The organism is Alteromonas sp. ABD4_190, from assembly GCF_056160105.1.
Genome location: NZ_JBSWWN010000001.1, coordinates 1,842,827 through 1,860,432, shown reverse-complemented (window position 1 = coordinate 1,860,432; position 17,606 = coordinate 1,842,827). Strand labels below are relative to the sequence as shown.

At 44.8% G+C, this 17,606-nt stretch carries 16 protein-coding genes; 10 read left to right on the top strand and 6 right to left on the bottom strand.

What is annotated here, in order from left to right; all coding sequences use genetic code 11:
• Position 1 precedes the first annotated feature (1 nt).
• From ppa to ACXAFM_RS08185, 3 genes are all read left to right on the top strand, one after another.
• Positions 2–532 carry an inorganic diphosphatase gene (gene ppa / locus ACXAFM_RS08195; protein ID WP_014947861.1) on the top strand — a complete coding sequence of 177 codons (531 nt, stop codon included), beginning with the start codon at positions 2–4 and terminating at the stop codon, positions 530–532.
• Between the two features lie 141 nt (positions 533–673).
• Positions 674–1,159, top strand: a complete 486-nt coding sequence (locus ACXAFM_RS08190; protein ID WP_474828504.1) for a DUF3299 domain-containing protein — start codon at positions 674–676, stop codon at positions 1,157–1,159.
• Between the two features lie 27 nt (positions 1,160–1,186).
• The gene (locus ACXAFM_RS08185; RefSeq protein WP_474828502.1) at positions 1,187–2,119 is read left to right on the top strand and encodes a dihydrodipicolinate synthase family protein; all 933 of its coding nucleotides are present in this window, start codon (positions 1,187–1,189) and stop codon (positions 2,117–2,119) included.
• Here ACXAFM_RS08185 and ACXAFM_RS08180 read toward each other — a convergent pair.
• Both ACXAFM_RS08180 and ACXAFM_RS08175 read right to left on the bottom strand, forming a co-directional pair.
• Positions 2,116–2,814: a 2OG-Fe(II) oxygenase gene (locus ACXAFM_RS08180; protein ID WP_474828500.1), complete on the bottom strand. Its 699-nt coding sequence runs from the start codon at positions 2,812–2,814 to the stop codon at positions 2,116–2,118. The genes ACXAFM_RS08185 and ACXAFM_RS08180 overlap by 4 nt on opposite strands.
• A 22-nt stretch (positions 2,815–2,836) precedes the next feature.
• Positions 2,837–3,256: an acyl-CoA thioesterase gene (locus ACXAFM_RS08175; protein WP_474834144.1), complete on the bottom strand. Its 420-nt coding sequence runs from the start codon at positions 3,254–3,256 to the stop codon at positions 2,837–2,839.
• A 186-nt stretch (positions 3,257–3,442) separates the two neighbouring features.
• Between ACXAFM_RS08175 and ACXAFM_RS08170 the strand changes: the two genes are divergently transcribed.
• Complete coding sequence (locus tag ACXAFM_RS08170) at positions 3,443–4,945, top strand: Hsp70 family protein (RefSeq protein ID WP_474834142.1); 1,503 nt, start codon at positions 3,443–3,445, stop codon at positions 4,943–4,945.
• A gap of 64 nt (positions 4,946–5,009) precedes the next feature.
• Here the strand turns inward: ACXAFM_RS08170 and ACXAFM_RS08165 are convergent, their stop codons facing one another.
• Positions 5,010–5,177, bottom strand: coding sequence for a hypothetical protein (locus ACXAFM_RS08165; protein ID WP_474828496.1), 168 nt, complete (start codon positions 5,175–5,177; stop codon positions 5,010–5,012).
• Positions 5,178–5,379: 202 nt separating this feature from the next.
• A complete protein-coding gene (gene uvrA, locus ACXAFM_RS08160) occupies positions 5,380–8,211 on the bottom strand; it encodes an excinuclease ABC subunit UvrA (protein ID WP_474834140.1) in 2,832 nt (943 codons plus the stop codon).
• A 382-nt stretch (positions 8,212–8,593) separates the two neighbouring features.
• Between uvrA and ACXAFM_RS08155 the strand changes: the two genes are divergently transcribed.
• Together ACXAFM_RS08155 and ACXAFM_RS08150 are read left to right on the top strand one after the other, a co-directional pair.
• Positions 8,594–9,931, top strand: coding sequence for an MFS transporter (locus ACXAFM_RS08155; protein WP_474834139.1), 1,338 nt, complete (start codon positions 8,594–8,596; stop codon positions 9,929–9,931).
• A gap of 65 nt (positions 9,932–9,996) precedes the next feature.
• Entirely contained in the window at positions 9,997–10,581 is a 585-nt protein-coding gene (locus tag ACXAFM_RS08150; RefSeq protein WP_474834137.1) for an HAD family hydrolase, read from the top strand.
• A gap of 74 nt (positions 10,582–10,655) precedes the next feature.
• Here the strand turns inward: ACXAFM_RS08150 and ACXAFM_RS08145 are convergent, their stop codons facing one another.
• A complete protein-coding gene (locus ACXAFM_RS08145) occupies positions 10,656–11,264 on the bottom strand; it encodes a hypothetical protein (RefSeq protein WP_474834135.1) in 609 nt (202 codons plus the stop codon).
• A gap of 214 nt (positions 11,265–11,478) precedes the next feature.
• Here ACXAFM_RS08145 and ACXAFM_RS08140 point away from each other — a divergent pair, with 214 nt between their 5' ends.
• Complete coding sequence (locus ACXAFM_RS08140) at positions 11,479–12,339, top strand: alpha/beta hydrolase family protein (protein WP_474834133.1); 861 nt, start codon at positions 11,479–11,481, stop codon at positions 12,337–12,339.
• A gap of 413 nt (positions 12,340–12,752) precedes the next feature.
• Here the strand turns inward: ACXAFM_RS08140 and ACXAFM_RS08135 are convergent, their stop codons facing one another.
• A complete protein-coding gene (locus tag ACXAFM_RS08135; RefSeq protein WP_474834131.1) occupies positions 12,753–13,754 on the bottom strand; it encodes a LacI family DNA-binding transcriptional regulator in 1,002 nt (333 codons plus the stop codon).
• A gap of 308 nt (positions 13,755–14,062) precedes the next feature.
• On the opposite strand from ACXAFM_RS08135, the gene ACXAFM_RS08130 reads away from it, so the two are divergent.
• From ACXAFM_RS08130 to galK, 3 genes are all read left to right on the top strand, one after another.
• A complete protein-coding gene (locus ACXAFM_RS08130; protein WP_474834129.1) occupies positions 14,063–15,085 on the top strand; it encodes an aldose epimerase family protein in 1,023 nt (340 codons plus the stop codon).
• Positions 15,086–15,254: 169 nt separating this feature from the next.
• Positions 15,255–16,310 (top strand): UDP-glucose--hexose-1-phosphate uridylyltransferase, encoded by a 1,056-nt coding sequence (locus ACXAFM_RS08125; RefSeq protein ID WP_474834127.1) that lies wholly within the window; start codon positions 15,255–15,257, stop codon positions 16,308–16,310.
• Complete coding sequence (gene galK, locus ACXAFM_RS08120; protein ID WP_474834125.1) at positions 16,303–17,442, top strand: galactokinase; 1,140 nt, start codon at positions 16,303–16,305, stop codon at positions 17,440–17,442. The genes ACXAFM_RS08125 and galK overlap by 8 nt, the downstream gene beginning before the upstream one ends.
• Positions 17,443–17,606 lie beyond the last annotated feature (164 nt).

Here is a 17,606-nt window from a genome sequence, read left to right as displayed (position 1 = left end):
AATGAGCTTGAGTGCTATTTCTGCTGGTAAAAATGTACCAGATGAAGTGAACGTAATCATCGAAATTCCAGCACACGCTGACCCGGTGAAGTACGAAGTAGACAAAGACACTGGCGCGCTATTTGTTGACCGTTTCATGGCAACTTGCATGCACTACCCAACTAACTACGGTTACGTGAACAACACCTTGTCTGAAGACGGCGACCCAGTTGACGTACTAGTTATGACTCCATTCCCACTACTTGCAGGTTCTGTAATTAAGTGTCGTCCAGTTGGCGTACTAAACATGACAGACGAGTCTGGTAAAGATGCAAAAGTACTAGCGGTACCAGTAGACAAGCTTTCTACTATTTACCGTGACGTTAAAGAAATTGCAGACGTACCTCCGCTTCTTCTTAAGCAAATCGAGCACTTCTTCGAGCACTATAAAGATCTTGAAGAAGGCAAATGGGTGAAAATTGACGGTTGGGCAGACGCTGCAGCTGCAAAAGAAGAAATTACCGCAAGCATCGCGCGTTTCGAAGCAGAATAATTCACGCTGCTTTAAATTGATGGTACAAAGGGCTGGTGTAATACCGGCCCTTTTTGTATGTGGCTAAAAAGTGAAGATTGAAAACGAAAAGCAAAAGCCGATACAAAAAAGCGAACAAAATACTCAACGATAGAGAGCAGTATGATCCACCATAAATTATCCATGACCTCATTATTCGCTGTAGTAATGATGGTTGTAACCTTCAATGCTCTGGCAGATGAAGCTCCGGTAGAGGTATATTGGGAAGACCTAGTGCCTGAAGGCTTTAATGAGCTCGCGCCACCATCAGTTCAACACAATGGTGAAATGAGTCAGCTTCAGCCTGATGCACCAGTAATCGATACCTTTGACGGTAAACGAGTCAAAATCCCTGGTTTTGTTGTGCCGCTAGAAGGTACCGCTGAGCTTACCACCGAGTTTTTACTTGTTCCGTATTTTGGAGCCTGTATTCACGTACCACCGCCGCCGTCTAATCAAATTGTGTACGTAAAGTTTGAAGAAGGTGTGCGCATAGATAATATTTACGATGCGATTTGGGTAACCGGTGAACTGTCGACAGACGGTTGGAAAGGCGACATTGCGTCTGTAGGTTACCGTTTGAAAGGCGAAGCCGTAGAAGGGTTTTAAGCATAAAACGTTTAAAAAGGATATCAAGTGTTTACAGGATTATCAGCGTTTCCCATTACCCCCTTTAAACAAGAAGCTATTGATTACAAAGCGTTTAAAGGGCTTGTTGATAATTTGGCTTCGGCGAATGTAGATTCAATTTGCGCGATAGGCTCTACTGGGCTGTATCCTTATCTAACGCGAGAGCAAAAGTACGACGTAGCCAAGCTCGCCGTCGACCACGCAAATGGCATTCCTGTTATGGCAGGCGTTGGGGCGCTGCGCACCTATGACGTGCTAAAAAACGTTGAAGCTGTGCAGCAAGCGGGTGTTAGTGCTGTGCTGTTAGCACCCGTTTCCTATCAAGTGCTTAACGAAGAAGAAGTGTATGGCCTATATGAAGCAGTGAGTCACCAGGTATCTGTGCCTATCTGCGTTTACGAAAATCCTCGCGTGACTAATTTTACCTTCAGCGATGATTTATACCGCCGTATAGGGAAATTACCGAATATCGGAGCGATCAAAATACCCGGAACTCCATTTGCCAAAAGCGCTAGCAAGGATATCTCACCCTCTGGAGCAAGCAATAGCGAAGGCGCTCGCCGATTATCATCATTGCGAGAGATAGTGCCTGCACACATTGCTATAGGCGTGAGTGGTGATAGTTTTGGCGCAGCAGGAATGAGCGAAGGTTGTGACCTTTGGCTTTCTGTTATTGGAGGAATATTCCCGCGAACTGTAATGCGCATAATCGACGCCGCTCAGTCTGGTAATGCTGTTGATGCACAGGCTCAGTCACAAGCGTTAAGCGGAATATGGAGCATGTTTGCGCGCAATGGCGGCGGCTTGCGTGTGGTTGCAGCCGCGGCAGAAATTTTGGGCTATTGTGAAACGCCTAGCTTACCTGCACCCTTCTTACCTATCGACAAAAATGAGTACAGCGAGCTAGAGCACATCATCACGAAGTTATCGTTAAGCTAGCCCTGCGTATAAATCTGTTCAGCGCGGTTAAATAGAAGCCACGACGTTAGAATGTACTTGTCGTTACTTTTTGGAATTTGGCCGCGATGGGTGTGAGTAAAGTAGGCCGGCGCAATTACCATTCTACCTGCTTTGGGTTTAACTGCACGATTTTGATAATAAAATTCCGTCTCGCCCCCTTCTTCCACATCGTTTAAGTAGTACATAAACAGCAATACACGGTGCAGTGCATCGTTATGTTGAAGCTGTGGATAGACTTCTGAATGCCAGTATGGGTAGCCACCATTGCCCGCGGTGTAGCGCTGTGCATTAACATCGCCGACCCGAAACAGGTAATTCACCAAATTCGCCAAATTGGGTTTGCCCACTTCATCAAAATTTTCACCTGTTACTTTTACCGGTTCACCAGTTTTGGGATGACGTACGGTCAAGCCAATAGGCCCAACAAGCGCAAAATAGTACTTTTCAATGTAGGAGACCAGTTGCTTTCCGGTATGCTGCATCACTTGCTGAAACAAGTCTTTAAATTCCGGACTGCGACTTATCGATACATCCATGCTTCTTTTTTTATCTAAGTCGACGCCACCACCGGTGCGGCCTTGAGACAAATTAGGGCTGCTTTCAAAGCGTTCCATGAGTTGTTTGCACAGCTCTGGTGGTAACACATCATCAATAACTTCAATTAGATCGCTCATGGGTACCTCGTACTGCGCTTTATTACTTAGTGGGTAGTTCTTTAAAGTGTGACTGCAGTTTCGACTTCACTTTATCCGGGATAGGCGCAGAGCGCTGTGTTGTGTAGTCAAAATGCACCATGGTAGTCACGCCAGTTGAGCATAACTTGTCGTCTTGCCAAAGCTCTTGAAACACGTCGAATGCACTGTTACCCAATCGGCTAATATAGGTTTTCACCGTCACCGGTTTGCCGTAAAAAATTTGCGCTAAAAAATCGACCTTATAGCTGGCTAAAATAAGCGGCCAGTTTTGTAAGTCTAGCTCAGGGGTAAACATTCTGAAAATGGGCTCTCGGGCCGCTTCAAACCACGCAACCAGTGCCGTATTACTAACATGCTGTAAGGCGTCGGTTTCGCAAAAACGCACGTCAAAAGAAGTGATAAGTGGTGCTGTATTACTCATAATTTTTTGTAGGCATTGTTATAAGTTTAATTCCTACTCTAGCATTATGGGCAAAGGTTTTCAGTAAGCCCTTGTGTAAGCGATTGTGTTTAAGGTAAATCGTTGTGTTTTGATTAGCTTACAGGGGGTGTGCCGTTAAGTGCTTTTGCATTACAATCCGCTTCTAACTTTTTGAGCGAACATACTATGACTGCGATTGGGATTGACTACGGTACATCAAATTCTGAGGTTGTGTATTTTGATGGAACGGCCCATCAGCACATCAAACTTGACCCGCTAGATAAAAAGGGTAATAAAATTCGTTCTTCGGTGTTCATTTACTTTGAAGATGAACTGCCGCCGCCTCCTGATGCTATGGTGGAGGCGAAAGTTGCGCAGTTGCAGCGAGTGATCAGCGAACAAATAGACAAAGCCAAAGACGGCTATTATTCGGCAAAAGACCCGAAAGAGCAGGCAATGTATAGCAGCCGAATCGATTCGCTGCGTGGTGATCTGCATAACAAGCCAGCCCTTCAACGCAAAGCGATTCAGCAGTTAATGCACGCCATGTCGCTAGACGAGATTCCTTTGCTGCGTTTAGTAGAGCACGGCAAGTTTGCATTTGGTGAAGAGGGGTTTAGACGCTTTCTTAAAATGCCGGACAAAGGCCGACTTATTTATTCACCAAAGAACTTTTTAGGCGCATCGCTAGATGGCGACCAAAAACAGGCGTTCATCGGTATTATTGCCAAGCAGCTAGCTTACTTTAAACAGTGTGCCGAGCAGCAGCTAGGCAAGGTGGTAAATAATGCCGTTATCGGCAGACCCGTGAAATTTCACGGCACCCGTGGTGAAGAAGGGAACGCCCAGGCCATTCAAATTATGACCGAAGCTGCGACTAAAGCAGGGTTTACAGGGGTTAATTTCCTAGATGAGCCTATAGCGGCGGCGTATAAAATTGAGCAAACATTACCAAAAGATACCACCACGCTGATTGTAGATATTGGTGGGGGAACAACGGATATTTGCTGTATTAAGCTTTCGCCGGAACGTTCTAATCAGCTTGACCGTAAAGACGATGTGCTAGCGGTAACAGGCAGGCGTCTGGGCGGTATGGACTGTGATAAAAGCTTGGTTCTTAAAGGCATAGCCCCTGAAATGGGTATGGGCCTTAAGATGATGAACGGGCTTCCTGTTCCGCCTACCTATTTTTCTGATATGTGCGCTGTTGATAACATTCCTGCACTTACGCGCTTTTTCTCTGATGATTACGGGTTAGACATTTCACAAACCATGTCTGTGATTAAAGAGCCGGCCCAGTTAGAACGTTTGCTTATTGTGCAAGAGAATAAGTTGTCTGCTCGGGTAGTCAACTCAGCGCGCTTGGCCAAAGAACTACTTTCGAGCAAGCAAAACATTACGCTGCCGCTGCACTATATCGAAGATGATTTTGACGTGGAGATTTCACAAGACTCGCTCAAAAAAGCATTAAAGCCTTGGCTTGATAAAGTGAAAGCGCTAGTGGTGGAATGCTTGGAAAATAGCAGTGAAAAACCAGAAGTAGTAATGATAACGGGTGGTATGAGCTTATCACCTATTGTGGTTGATGCCCTTTATGAAAAACTGCTTACGGGGTTACCGCGGTTAGAAAACGACGCATTTAACTCTGTGTGTGAAGGGTTAGCTATTCAAGCGGCGAAACACGCTTAATATCGTTTATAAATAAACACAAAGCCTTAGCGTAGTTACGCCTACTACGCTAAGGCTTTTTTGATCAGTGCTTAAGAATATTGTGTTCTTTCAAATAAACTGCGATGGCTTCTGGCGACTCGAAGGCTTTTAACAGCATTTCTTGTGCGCGCGCCTTTACATCATTATCTTCAGATGATGAAAGTAGGTGGTACCAAGTCTTTACTAAGGCTAGTGGTGGCGTTTGAGTCATTGGGTTTCGCTCCAGCAATTCTTACTGCAAAATTCACATAAATCATCGTAACGTATGATTTGCCAAAACAAGCTCTGACCAGCGTAAAAAACGTGTAAATAAACATCAACGCGCACTTTCTACAAATTGAAGTGTAAATTTCACAACAACTCTCAAGAAGAAATCGTGCGCTTAATGCCTAAGAATTTACATCATAACTGGCTCAAGCCTGTGTGAGCATGGGTTTCAGGAATCGACCTGTATGTGAAACTTCTTGTTGTGCCACATGCTCAGGTGTTCCCTCTGCAATAATCTGGCCACCTCCGGATCCGCCTTCTGGTCCAAGGTCAACAATCCAGTCTGCGGTTTTAATCACATCTAGGTTATGCTCAATAACCACAACGGTATTACCGTGATCGCGCAGTCTGTGAAGGACGGCTAATAACTGTTTAATATCGTGGAAGTGCAAACCGGTAGTTGGCTCATCTAGGATATAAAGGGTCTGCCCAGTGTCTCTTTTTGACAACTCTTTCGCCAATTTCACACGCTGTGCTTCACCACCTGATAACGTAGTGGCAGCTTGGCCTAGTCGAATATATGACAAGCCTACATCCATAAGGGTCTGCAATTTACGTGAAATAGCAGGAATGGCATCAAAGAACTGACGGGCATCTTCCACCGTCATTTCTAACACTTCGTGAATGTTCTTATCTTTGTACTTTATCTCAAGGGTTTCACGGTTATAGCGTTTGCCCTGACACACGTCACAAGGCACGTACACGTCTGGTAAAAAGTGCATTTCCACTTTAATTACGCCGTCACCCTGACACGCCTCACAGCGCCCGCCTTTCACGTTAAAGCTGAAGCGACCAGGTTTGTAACCTCGTGAACGCGACTCTTGTGTGCCGGCGAACATTTCACGAATAGGTGTGAAAATGCCAGCGTAAGTCGCGGGGTTAGAACGCGGGGTTCTGCCGATAGGGCTTTGGTCAATATCGACCACTTTATCTAGCTGGTCTAATCCTGTCATCGACTTATGCGGCGCAGGTTCAGACGTGGTCGCTTTGTTCAGCTCGCGCTGGGCAATTTTGTAGAAGGTGTCATTAATCAGCGTTGATTTACCCGAGCCAGACACACCGGTTACGCAGGTCATTACGCCTGTGGGTATACGTAAATCCACAGACTTCAAGTTGTTGCCGGTAGCGCCTAAAAGTTCTAGCCACTTATCGTCTTTTACCGGTGTGCGTGTTGCAGGAATATCAATCTTTTCTCTGCCAGATAGGTATTTTCCGGTAAGTGAGTCTTCACTGCTTTTGATGTCTTCAAGTGAACCTTCGGCGATAATCTCACCACCATGCACACCCGCTCCTGGGCCAATATCCACAATGTAATCGGCTTCGCGAATGGCATCTTCGTCGTGCTCTACAACTAACACCGTATTACCTAGGTCACGCAATCGCGTAAGTGTGCCGAGTAAGCGTTCGTTATCCCGTTGGTGAAGCCCGATAGAGGGCTCATCGAGTACGTACATTACGCCAACAAGACCAGCCCCAATTTGGCTCGCCAAACGAATACGCTGAGCTTCTCCGCCTGATAGGGTATCGGCGCTGCGCGACATAGAAAGATAGTTAAGTCCCACATTAACCAAAAAGCTTAAGCGGTCCATAATTTCTTTTAAAATCTTCTCGGCTATCTGAGCACGTTGGCCTGCAAGGTTGAGTGTCTCGAAGAAGCCATAAGCATCGGCAATCGACATCTCGGCAATGGCCGGGAGATTGGTGTCTTGTATAAATACATTACGCGCTTCAACACGCAAACGTGTGCCGTTGCAGCTACTGCAGTGCTGCTGGCTTAAATATTTTGCTAGCTCTTCGCGCACCGAGTTCGACTCGGTTTCACGGTAGCGGCGTTCCATATTAGGGATAATACCCTCAAATGGATGCTTACGCTCCATCACGTCACCACGCTCGTTTATATATTTAAACGACAGCGACTTGCCTTTTGAACCATACAGCACAATGTCTTGGTGCTTTTTATCGAGTTCTTCAAATGGCACGGTAAGGCTAAACTTATAATGGTCTGCTACTGCCTGTAGCATTTGAAAATAGTAATAGCTGCGCTTGTCCCATCCGCGAATAGCGCCGCCAGACAGACTCAATTCGGTATTGCCGACTACGCGTGCGGGGTCGAAGAACTGTCTTGTGCCTAAGCCGTCACAAGTAGGGCAGGCACCCGCTGGATTATTAAATGAAAACAGGCGCGGCTCTAATTCGCTAATGCTGTAACCACAGTGTGGACATGCAAAGTTAGCAGAAAACACAACTTCTTCTGCGTCTTTGTCGTCCATATCAGCCACAACCGCGTTACCGCCAGCTAGGCTGAGCGCCGTCTCGAATGATTCAGCCAAACGCAGTGCCATATCGTCGCGCACTTTAAAGCGGTCAACCACAACTTCAATGGTGTGCTTCTTGTGCAAATCGAGAGGCGGGGGATCAGATAGGTCACACACTTCACCGTCGATACGCGCGCGAATAAAGCCTTGAGCAGACAAGTTTTGCAGCGTCTTAACGTGTTCGCCTTTACGCTCTTTAACAATAGGCGCTAGCAGCATTAACTTACTGCCCTCGGGCATGGCTAACACTTTGTCTACCATTTGACTGACCGTTTGTGCATCTAGTGGCACATCGTGATCTGGACAGCGTGGCGTGCCCACTCGCGCAAACATTAAACGCAGGTAGTCGTAAATTTCGGTGATGGTACCCACGGTTGAACGGGGGTTGTGCGACGTTGATTTCTGCTCAATGGATATTGCTGGTGACAAACCCTCAATATGATCAACATCTGGTTTTTCCATCATAGATAGAAACTGGCGAGCATAAGCAGACAAAGATTCAACGTAACGACGCTGACCTTCTGCATACAGCGTGTCGAAAGCAAGAGACGATTTACCCGAGCCAGAAAGGCCGGTTATCACCACCAGTTTGTCTCGTGGCAGTGTTAAATCGATGTTTTTCAAGTTGTGGGTGCGAGCACCGCGAATTTCGATTTTATCCATTGAAGCCTAAATGAGAGAAAAAGAATCAGTATGCCATAGGTGTCAAGTAAAGTGATATGACATTCAAGTTATACTGTAAGCTGAGTAAGCAGATCACCTTTCGCGCGCATACTTACGATTAGAGCTAACAAAACGACATTGTAAAATGGAGATATTATTCCCACTTTTAAACCCCGCTAGAGGTAAAGGGGTTAAATCAACCTCAAAGGTGAGGAAAAGGCCAAGTGCATTAACCGAATTTAAGTCTCGCTGAGTGGGTAATTATTTATGCGTACTGGTATTATGCTACACTTCGCGCCCTTATTCTTAACGCAGCAGAAACTGGTGTTCTCTGCGCGCTTTTATGTTTTTTTGATTCTATTTATTGAGGGAAACAGACGCTTTGAACGCTTTGGAATTACGCGCCGCGCTTGCACTCGCCTCCGTTTACGTATTACGCATGATGGGGTTGTTCATGGTTATGCCCGTGTTGGCTGTGGCCGCGATGGACTACCCGGATTACTCGCCGCTGTTGGTAGGGCTTGCCGTGGGTGGATATGGCCTAACCCAAGCTGCGCTGCAAATTCCCATGGGCATGATGTCTGACAAATGGGGGCGTAAACCTGTTATTTTGCTAGGGCTTGCTGTATTTGCATTAGGAAGCTTTGTTGCAGCAAATGCCGACAGTATGGCCATGATGATTGTTGGGCGTATTCTTCAAGGCGCAGGGGCTATAGCCGGGGCAATAATGGCGCTAGCTACCGATGTTAGCCGGGAAAGTCAGCGAGCCAAAGTGTTAGCTATTATAGGTATAGCCATTGGCTTTTCATTCTATTTAGCCGTTATTTTAGGGCCTCTCATTGCTAACAGCTATGGGCTTGCCGGTGTGTTTGGTATTACTGGTATTCTGGCCATTCTTTGCATGCCACTGGTTAAATGGGTAGTGCCAAATGGCGTTCAACTTAGTAGCGGCGATACACTTCCACAAAAAGACCAGCTAAAGCGTTTGGTCTTTTCTTCTCAATTATGGCGTTTAAACGTCAGTGTAATGATTCTGCACATGCTTATTACGCTGTTGTTTGTCCAACTGCCCATTACGCTACTGAACTTTGATATGACGTTAGATAGTCATTGGACGGTGTATCTACCCGTATTAGGTGCGTCAATTGTTGGTCTAATCATAATGATGGGCGCAGCAAGAGGCCGTACCCCAAAATCACTTCTTGTAACCGGTGTAGTGCTTATGGGCGGCGCGTTTTTGGCGTTGAGTTTAGAAGACCATAGCTGGTGGTGGGTTACCGCAGCAGTGGTTCTTTTCTTTACCGGCTTTAATTATTTAGAAGCGAATTTTCCTGCTTTGGTGTCAAGCATTGCGCCTGCCGGACAAAAAGGAACGGCCATGGGGCTTTACGCTAGTTTTCAGTTTTTTGGCGCGTTTTTAGGTGGTGTAATTTCAGGTTTCGTTACCGATATTTGGTCGCAAGAACTGGCGTATGGCATCGGCGCTGCTAGCACTCTGCTTTGGCTTTTCATTATTCTTGGTGTTAAAGAAGTGAGCCGAGTTAAGCGCGTAATGATGCATGGTGAATTTGATGGTTCAAATGTTTCCACTATCGAAGCCGAGCTGCTGTTAGTGCCTGGTGTGTTGGAAGTGACATTAAACAGTCAAAATAACGCGGTATACTTGAAAGTTGATCGTGATTTTGATGCGGTAAAAGCGCGAGACGTGTTGTCTGCATAGTTGCTTATCTCATTGCAACCATGAAAGCTTAACATCACACTATTTTCGAAAAGGAAGCGAAAACCATGATTGACCTAAGCCGCTACAAAGCCATTATTTTTGATATGGATGGCACCTTGGTCGATTCAATGGGAGCGCATATTGATGCGTGGCAGCTTACGTGCGATGCGTTTGGTTATCCCTTCGACCGAGAGTATCAATACAGTTTAGGTGGTGTTCCTACCTTTGAAACCGTACATCTTATGAATGCTAGGTATGGCAAAAGCCATGAACCTGCAGAGGTTGCTTCATATAAAAAACAGGCCTTTGAAGGGCTAGATCATGTGCCAAGACTTATTCAAGATACCCTGGATGTGTTTAATCACTATAAAGGAAGTATGCCCATTGCAGTGGGGACAGGCTCAGATAGGCAGCACGCTCAAATGGTATTAGATGAGCACGGCCTGCTCGCCCAATTATCGGCGCTGGTCACAGCCGATGACGTAACCCAAGGTAAACCTCACCCTGAAACTTTTGTGCGTGCGGCAGAGTTAATGGGTGTAGCACCACAGCAGTGTGTGGTGTTTGAAGATACCGACATGGGCCGAAAAGCTGCTATAGAAGGCGGCATGGCGTGCTTTATGGTCGAAAATACGCGGTTAATCTACTGAATCTTACCCTATTTGAAAGTTCGAGTTTAGGGAGATTGTTCACTCAGTCGCGTCCACTATAAAACTTCTCAGGCTTATACCGCCTCTAGTTCGCTTAGCGCATTTCCGCAATTGTGTAACAGTGAAGACTTTATACGCTTAGTAGCATCTTCGATGGCGGTTTTCATAGCATCAATGGCAATTTGATTGCTCTCTTCTTCATTGACGTTCACGTTCATGCTTCTACCCTTGAACACAGTGACGGGTGAATATTCCTCAACGTAAGCTGGCTTGTATCTCACGTTAAGTACAACCGTAGCGACCATATTACTCCCTAAGCTTTTCACAAATGCGCGGTTAAGCGAAACTTTCACGCTGTTTTTTGCATCAATATTAGCGCTTACATTCATTTCTTCTAAGCTTTGTTGTAGCAGGGCATAGAGTGTGTCTTGTGTTACGTTGCTATTTCCTACTAATAAATCTTTGCTCGATCGAGTATCAACAAGTTCTGCTAAATTCACAGGGCACGCTTTCGCCTTAGACAGTGTCAGTTGGTAATCTTCCTTTTGCGATTCTGGTATTAAAGAAGTATCGAGATCAGGAGTCGTCGATTCGCAAGCGATAAGCAGTGGAAGGGTGCCGCACGCAAAAATGATTCGTGCAGAACGCTTTATACGGGAAAAGAAAAACATTTTATTTTTCATTATTTTAATTTTTTCTTATAGATAGCTTATGTAAGTAATATAGACTCGAGTATAAGAAAGTTCTTAGCGCGAAGAAACATAACAACTGTTGCAAACTGTTACAGCTTGTTTAGCATAGCAGAGTGTAAAATTTGGTCAGTGGCACAGCAATGAAGCCTTCCTTGCTGATAACTCAATTTCACGATTACCATTCAACATGGACAGTTCTTAAATTATGACTTTTAAAAACGCAGTAATCAGTTTACTTACAAGTGTTTCATTAATGGGGTGTGCGATTAACGTTTCCCCTTCGGCTTTCTTTTATCAAGACACTCAGCAAAAGCCCCTAGATACTACAAAGCTACACGCGGCTATTCAAAAAGATAAAACGTCAGCGGGCATCACCCGTGTTGAAGTTAAAAATGAAGCGGGGTTAACCCTAAGAGGTGTTGCCGTTTCATATCCCGACCCAATTGTTAACATTGTTTTCTTTGCAGACAACCGTATGCCGGTAAGTGAAAATAACAGTGTAATTCATAGGCTGGGAAAGCTGCCTGCTAATATATTGTGGCTTGATTATCAGGGAGTAGGTGCTAGCGATAAAGCGAAGGACCTAAGTATTAACGCTATTAAGCAAGACGCGTTAACTCAATTTGATTATGTAGAAAGTGCGTTTGATGCCTCAATTCCCACTATTGTTCACGGCCGAGGTATAGGCAGCTATTTCGCAAGCTATGTTGCTGCAAATAGAAAGATAGACGCTTTAGTATTAGACGGTGCTTTCAATAACATCTCTGACCTAATTGCCAATATGGTGCCAGGATTCTCTAATTCATTCACAAACATGAAGCTTCACGATGAAGTTCATAGTATGCAAATTGCGCCTATTCTCCGTCATTATGAAGGCCCGTTGTGGTTGGTCGTTGGTGAGGAAGACAAAATAACGCCTTATCCTATTAGTCAGCAGTTACTAAAAGATGCATCAAGTAGCGAGAAATACATTTCAGTTATTCCTGGTGCTACCCATAACGCTACGCTAAAAAGCGACTATGCTATTGAGCAGTACAAGCAGTTTTTAGCTAGATTTACGCAATAAGCCAATCACACTATCTGTGGATAAGTAGTGGAAAACCTTGTTGGTAAGTCTGTTAATAGCCATATAGAACAACAGATCACGATCTTAACAATCTTTTCTGGTCGGATCACGAAATGTCAGTTAAATCAAGCGATGTAGAGCAATTGTCGCTGATCTTAATATTTTTTGATCGTAACCTTGTGCAGGATCAGGCAATTTTCTGTATTGGGGATAAAAATCTTAAGCAAAATGATCAAGCATGTATTTTTGTCAATAGTTTCGTGTCATGAAATTTTTAGAACACGGTCGCTCAAGAATACATCGAATTACGATTAATCACTCACCAAACCGGTCTAGTACTGACTAAATAAAATACCCGCCAATGGCGGGTGTTCATTTTGCGTCCTATGAAAGTTATCCAAATTAAGCGAAGGTTATATCCTTACTACAGAATCTCGTTTAACCACCGTAGGTGTATATTTAAAGGTTAACCCTTCTTCTGGTTTACTTCCAGACGCATACTTTAACGCCAGCTCAGCCGCTTTCGCCGCCATCATTTCAACGGGATAACGCAGTGTGGTTAATTTAGGGCGACAGTATTTTGCCAGCAGCACATCATCGTAGCCCATTACTGAAACTTGTTCGGGAACTGAAATACCGTGGTCCTGCAACATGGTCATAGCCCCTGACGCCATCGCATCGTTATATGCCAGCACTGCGGTAAATTTCGCGCCGGTGGCAAGCAAGTTTTGCATGGCTAGTTCACCCCCCTCTTGATCAGGAGTGGCGTATTCAATCATGCTCTCAGGTAAGCTTAGCTTTGCGCTATCAATGGCGTTTCTGATTCCTTCAAGACGATGATTCGGATCGTCAATACGATATTGGCTGCTTATTACCGCCACATGTTCATGCCCTTGATTAATGGCGTATTCCGCCATAAGACGACCACCGGTTACGTTATCAAGCCATACGCAGCGGTTTGCTATTTCTGGAATAAATCGGTTAATTAAAACAAAGCCTGGTACTTGGCTAGCAAAGCCAATCAAAGTCTTGTCATCAAGGGCTTTGCTGTGCACTACCATGGCTTCAACACGGTGTTCTAATAAGGTTTCAATGGCGCGCAACTCTGTCTCTTTCTCTATAGAGCCGGCACTAAGTAGAATTTGAACATTATTTTTTCGTGTTATCGACTCGACGCCATGAGCTAACATTGCGAAAAAGGGGTCATGCAACTCGGCAATAACCACGCCCAACGAGGCGCTGCGTTTTGTAACAAGTGCCCGCGCATTTGCGTTGGGGCGATACCCCATCTCTTCCATGATTTTTTTAACGCGCTGTCGGGTATCGTTGCCTACTTTCGGCCCATTATTGATAACCCTTGATACAGTCGCTAAAGAAACTCCGGCGGCTTGGGCTATATCTTTTATTGTTGCCATTTTCTCTTAAACTTTGTTTTGTAATGCATTGAAGGCCATAAGACCTGATTGCCATAGCGTACATTATATTTACAAAAAAAGGTAAAATTCTCACGCTTTGTTGTCTTGCAATAAGCCTAATAAACCAGACAAGACCATGAAGTGGTTTTACCAACTCTAGTTCTTTGCTAAACCCCTGTCAAAAAGCGCGGAAAACGTATACCCTTTTACGCGTTATAAATGCTCTACCTATACCCAAACTTACGAAAGTGCACGATAGATAGCCCGAACTTTATTTATCTAGCATCTGAGAAGGTAAAAAAATTGTTATGAAAATAAACGTGTCTACATTTGGTGAAATAGCCGGTAAAACGGTACATGCTTTTACCTTGACTAATAACAACGCGATGTCGGTTACCCTGCTTAACTACGGTGGAATTATTAAGGAAATTCATTTTCCAAATGCGAAAGGCGAGTTAATAAGCTGCGTGCAAACTTTTGATACGTTACAAGGTTATATTGAAGACCCTAGTTATCGCGGCGCCATCGTGGGGCGCTTTGCAAACAGGATAGGGCACGGCACATTTACTTTAAATGGCAAGCAGTACGCGTTAGATAAAAACGGTGGTGACCATAATCTACACGGTGGGCTTACGGGCTTTCACAAGAAAGTATGGGAAGCGAAAACACATGAATCGTCCGATAGTGTCAGCGTCACTTTCACATTAACTAGCCATGACGGAGAAGGTGGCTTTCCAGGCAATATCATTGTTGAGGCTTGTTACACGTTGAGTCAGGACAATGAACTATCTTTAAATATTTCTGCAACAACAGATAAAGAAACGCCGCTTAGTTTCACGCAGCATGCTTACTTCACGTTGAGCAATGAAGAGCAGGTTGGTAATACACTGGTTCAGATTGACGCAGAAAAGGTTACTGATGCAGATAGCAGTTTACTCCCAACAGGTGATTTGGTCGATGTCGGCAATACACCCTTTGATTTCACTTCGCTTACTGCAATTAAACAAAGAGTAGAGCAATCTAATTCCCATCCGCTGTTTGATAATGTGGGAGGCTTTGACCACAATTATGTACTTCAAATTACGTCTGTTGATAATCCTCAAGCAGTAGTGAAAGCAATCGATACAGGCGTAACCATGGAGTTATTTACTAGCCTTCCCGGATTGCAGTTTTATACCGGTAGCCTGAAAGAGCGTGATCAGTTAGGTGCATTGTGCCTAGAGCCGCAGCATTTTCCTGATGCGCCTAATAAGCCTTTATTTCCAAACTGTTTTGTAAAACCAAATGAAAAGTATCAAGAGATTATTCGATATAGGTTCAGTGCCTTTTGATATGAGCAGAAAGGCAAAAGAAAATTAATTGTTATTAATTTAACAATTAATTTTCTTTGGGACTTAATTGATAATCGGAGTTTCTTCATATATTATTATCAGGGTAAACGTTTAACCCTATTTTATGTTGCGCATTCCAGCGCATTTGGCTAATGCAGAGAGAGTGATTATGGGAACCCCTTTTGACCCAACTAATGATCCACATCGCCGTTACAACCCGTTGTTGGGAGAGTGGGTGCTTGTATCACCACACCGCGCTAAGCGTCCTTGGCAGGGGGCTTCCGAAGAGCCGAACAATGAACAAAAACCCTCTTATGACCCTACCTGTTATTTGTGCCCAACGAATACCCGGGTGAACGGTGAGGTTAATCCAGATTATAAAAGCACGTTTGTTTTTCAAAACGATTTTGCTGCACTTAAGCAAGATACAGCGCAAGCCAGTGAGAAAAAAGGTCTGTTCCAATTTGAAACAGAGCAAGGCTGCAGTCGCGTTATCTGTTTTTCACCAGATCACAGTAAAACGTTGCCGGAGTTAACCGACGAAGAACGGGTAGATGTGGTTAACACTTGGAAAGCTCAAACGGCTGAACTGGGTGAAAGCTATCGTTGGGTTCAGGTTTTTGAGAACAAAGGCTCGATGATGGGGTGTTCTAACCCTCACCCGCATGGTCAGGTATGGGCACAGCAGCACATTCCCACAGATCCAGCAAAAAAAGTTGTTCAGCTTAAGCAGTACTTTGGTGAACACAAAACGCCTATGTTGCTAGACTACGCTGAGCAAGAAGTTAAGAAGCAAGAGCGCGTAGTGTGCCAAAACGATGATTGGGTAGTTGTGGTTCCATATTGGGCTGCATGGCCGTTTGAAACCCTTTTATTGCCGCGTTTTGATGTTCAATCTTTGCATATGCTATCTGATTCGCAATCGCTTTCACTTGCTAAAATCATTGGTGAGATAACAGCGAAATACGACAATTTATTTGAGACGTCTTTCCCATATTCAATGGGGTGGCACAGTGCACCATTTGATAATGAAGACCACCTTGAGTGGACGCTCCATGCTCATTTCTTCCCGCCGCTATTGCGCTCAGCGAGTGTTCGTAAGTTTATGGTTGGGTACGAAATGATGGCCGAAGCACAACGTGATTTAACCCCTGAGCAGGCGGCAGACAGATTAAAAGCACTGCCTACGGTGCACTACAAGCAACGTGAGAATACCAATGGATAACCAAGTACTTTTTTCAAAATTTGAAGCGCATTACGGCAATGAGCCGACCCTAATCGCACACGCGCCCGGTCGAGTTAACATCATTGGTGAGCACACCGATTATAACGAAGGGTTCGTCTTTCCGGCTGCTATCAACTTTGGTACTTGGGTTGCGGCAACGAAGCGCGACGATAATGACATTCTGGTTACTGCTATGGACTACGAAAATCAGCAGAACCAGTTCTCATTGTCAGACATTAATTACGACGAGGAACAAGGTTGGGCAAACTATGTTCGCGGCGTAGTGAAAGTGCTAAAAGAGGCGATGCCAGATTTTGGCGGCGCAAATTTGTTGGTAACGGGTAATGTTCCACAGGGCGCCGGTTTAAGCTCTTCAGCGTCTTTTGAAGTGGCAATACTAAAAGCCTTGAGCGCATTGTACGAATTGTCTCTAGACGGAGTGCAGGCTGCGCTATTAGGCCAAAAAGCAGAAAACACTTTCGTAGGCTGTTCGTGCGGCATCATGGATCAGTTAATCTCAGCCATGGGCAACGAAGGTATGGCAATGCTGCTTGATTGTCAGTCGTTAGCCATCGAACATTCACCACTTCCAGATTCTCACCAAATCGTGATTATCAACTCCAATGTGAAACGTGGCTTGGTAGACAGCGAGTATAACTTGCGTCGTCAGCAGTGCGAGCAAGGTGCATCGCTACTGGGTGTTTCATCATTGCGCGAAGCAACCATGGAGATGCTAGAAGAAGCCAAAGCACACATGCCTGAAGTGGTTTATCGCCGAGCAAAGCATATCATTACTGAAAACGCGCGCACGTTGGCCGCAAGCCAAGCGTTAAAGTCTGGTGATATTGAAACGGTTAGTGACGCTATGGCGCAGTCTCATGTTTCCATGCGTGACGATTTCGAAATTACCGTACGCCCCATTGATTATTTGGTTGAAATCATCGGTGACGTGTTAGGTAAATCTGGTGGTGTTCGTATGACGGGCGGTGGTTTTGGTGGCTGCGTTGTAGCGCTTGCCCCTACAGACAAAGTTGATGCTGTGAAGCAAGTAGTAGCAGACAAGTACTTTGACGAAACTGGCTACCATGCAGACATCTACGTGTGTACAGCTACGCAAGGTGCATTTGCTTAAGTTTGCAGGAACGAAAACAAGGATTAGAAACGAAAACCTCTCCCTTTTCTAAAAACAATCCTAATGGTTAGAATTGTTTGTGTCCCTTAAGCCGTATCCATTGATGCGGCTTTTTTTTACAAAAATACGCATTTCTTGTTAAAAAAAATCAACAAAGTGTGATA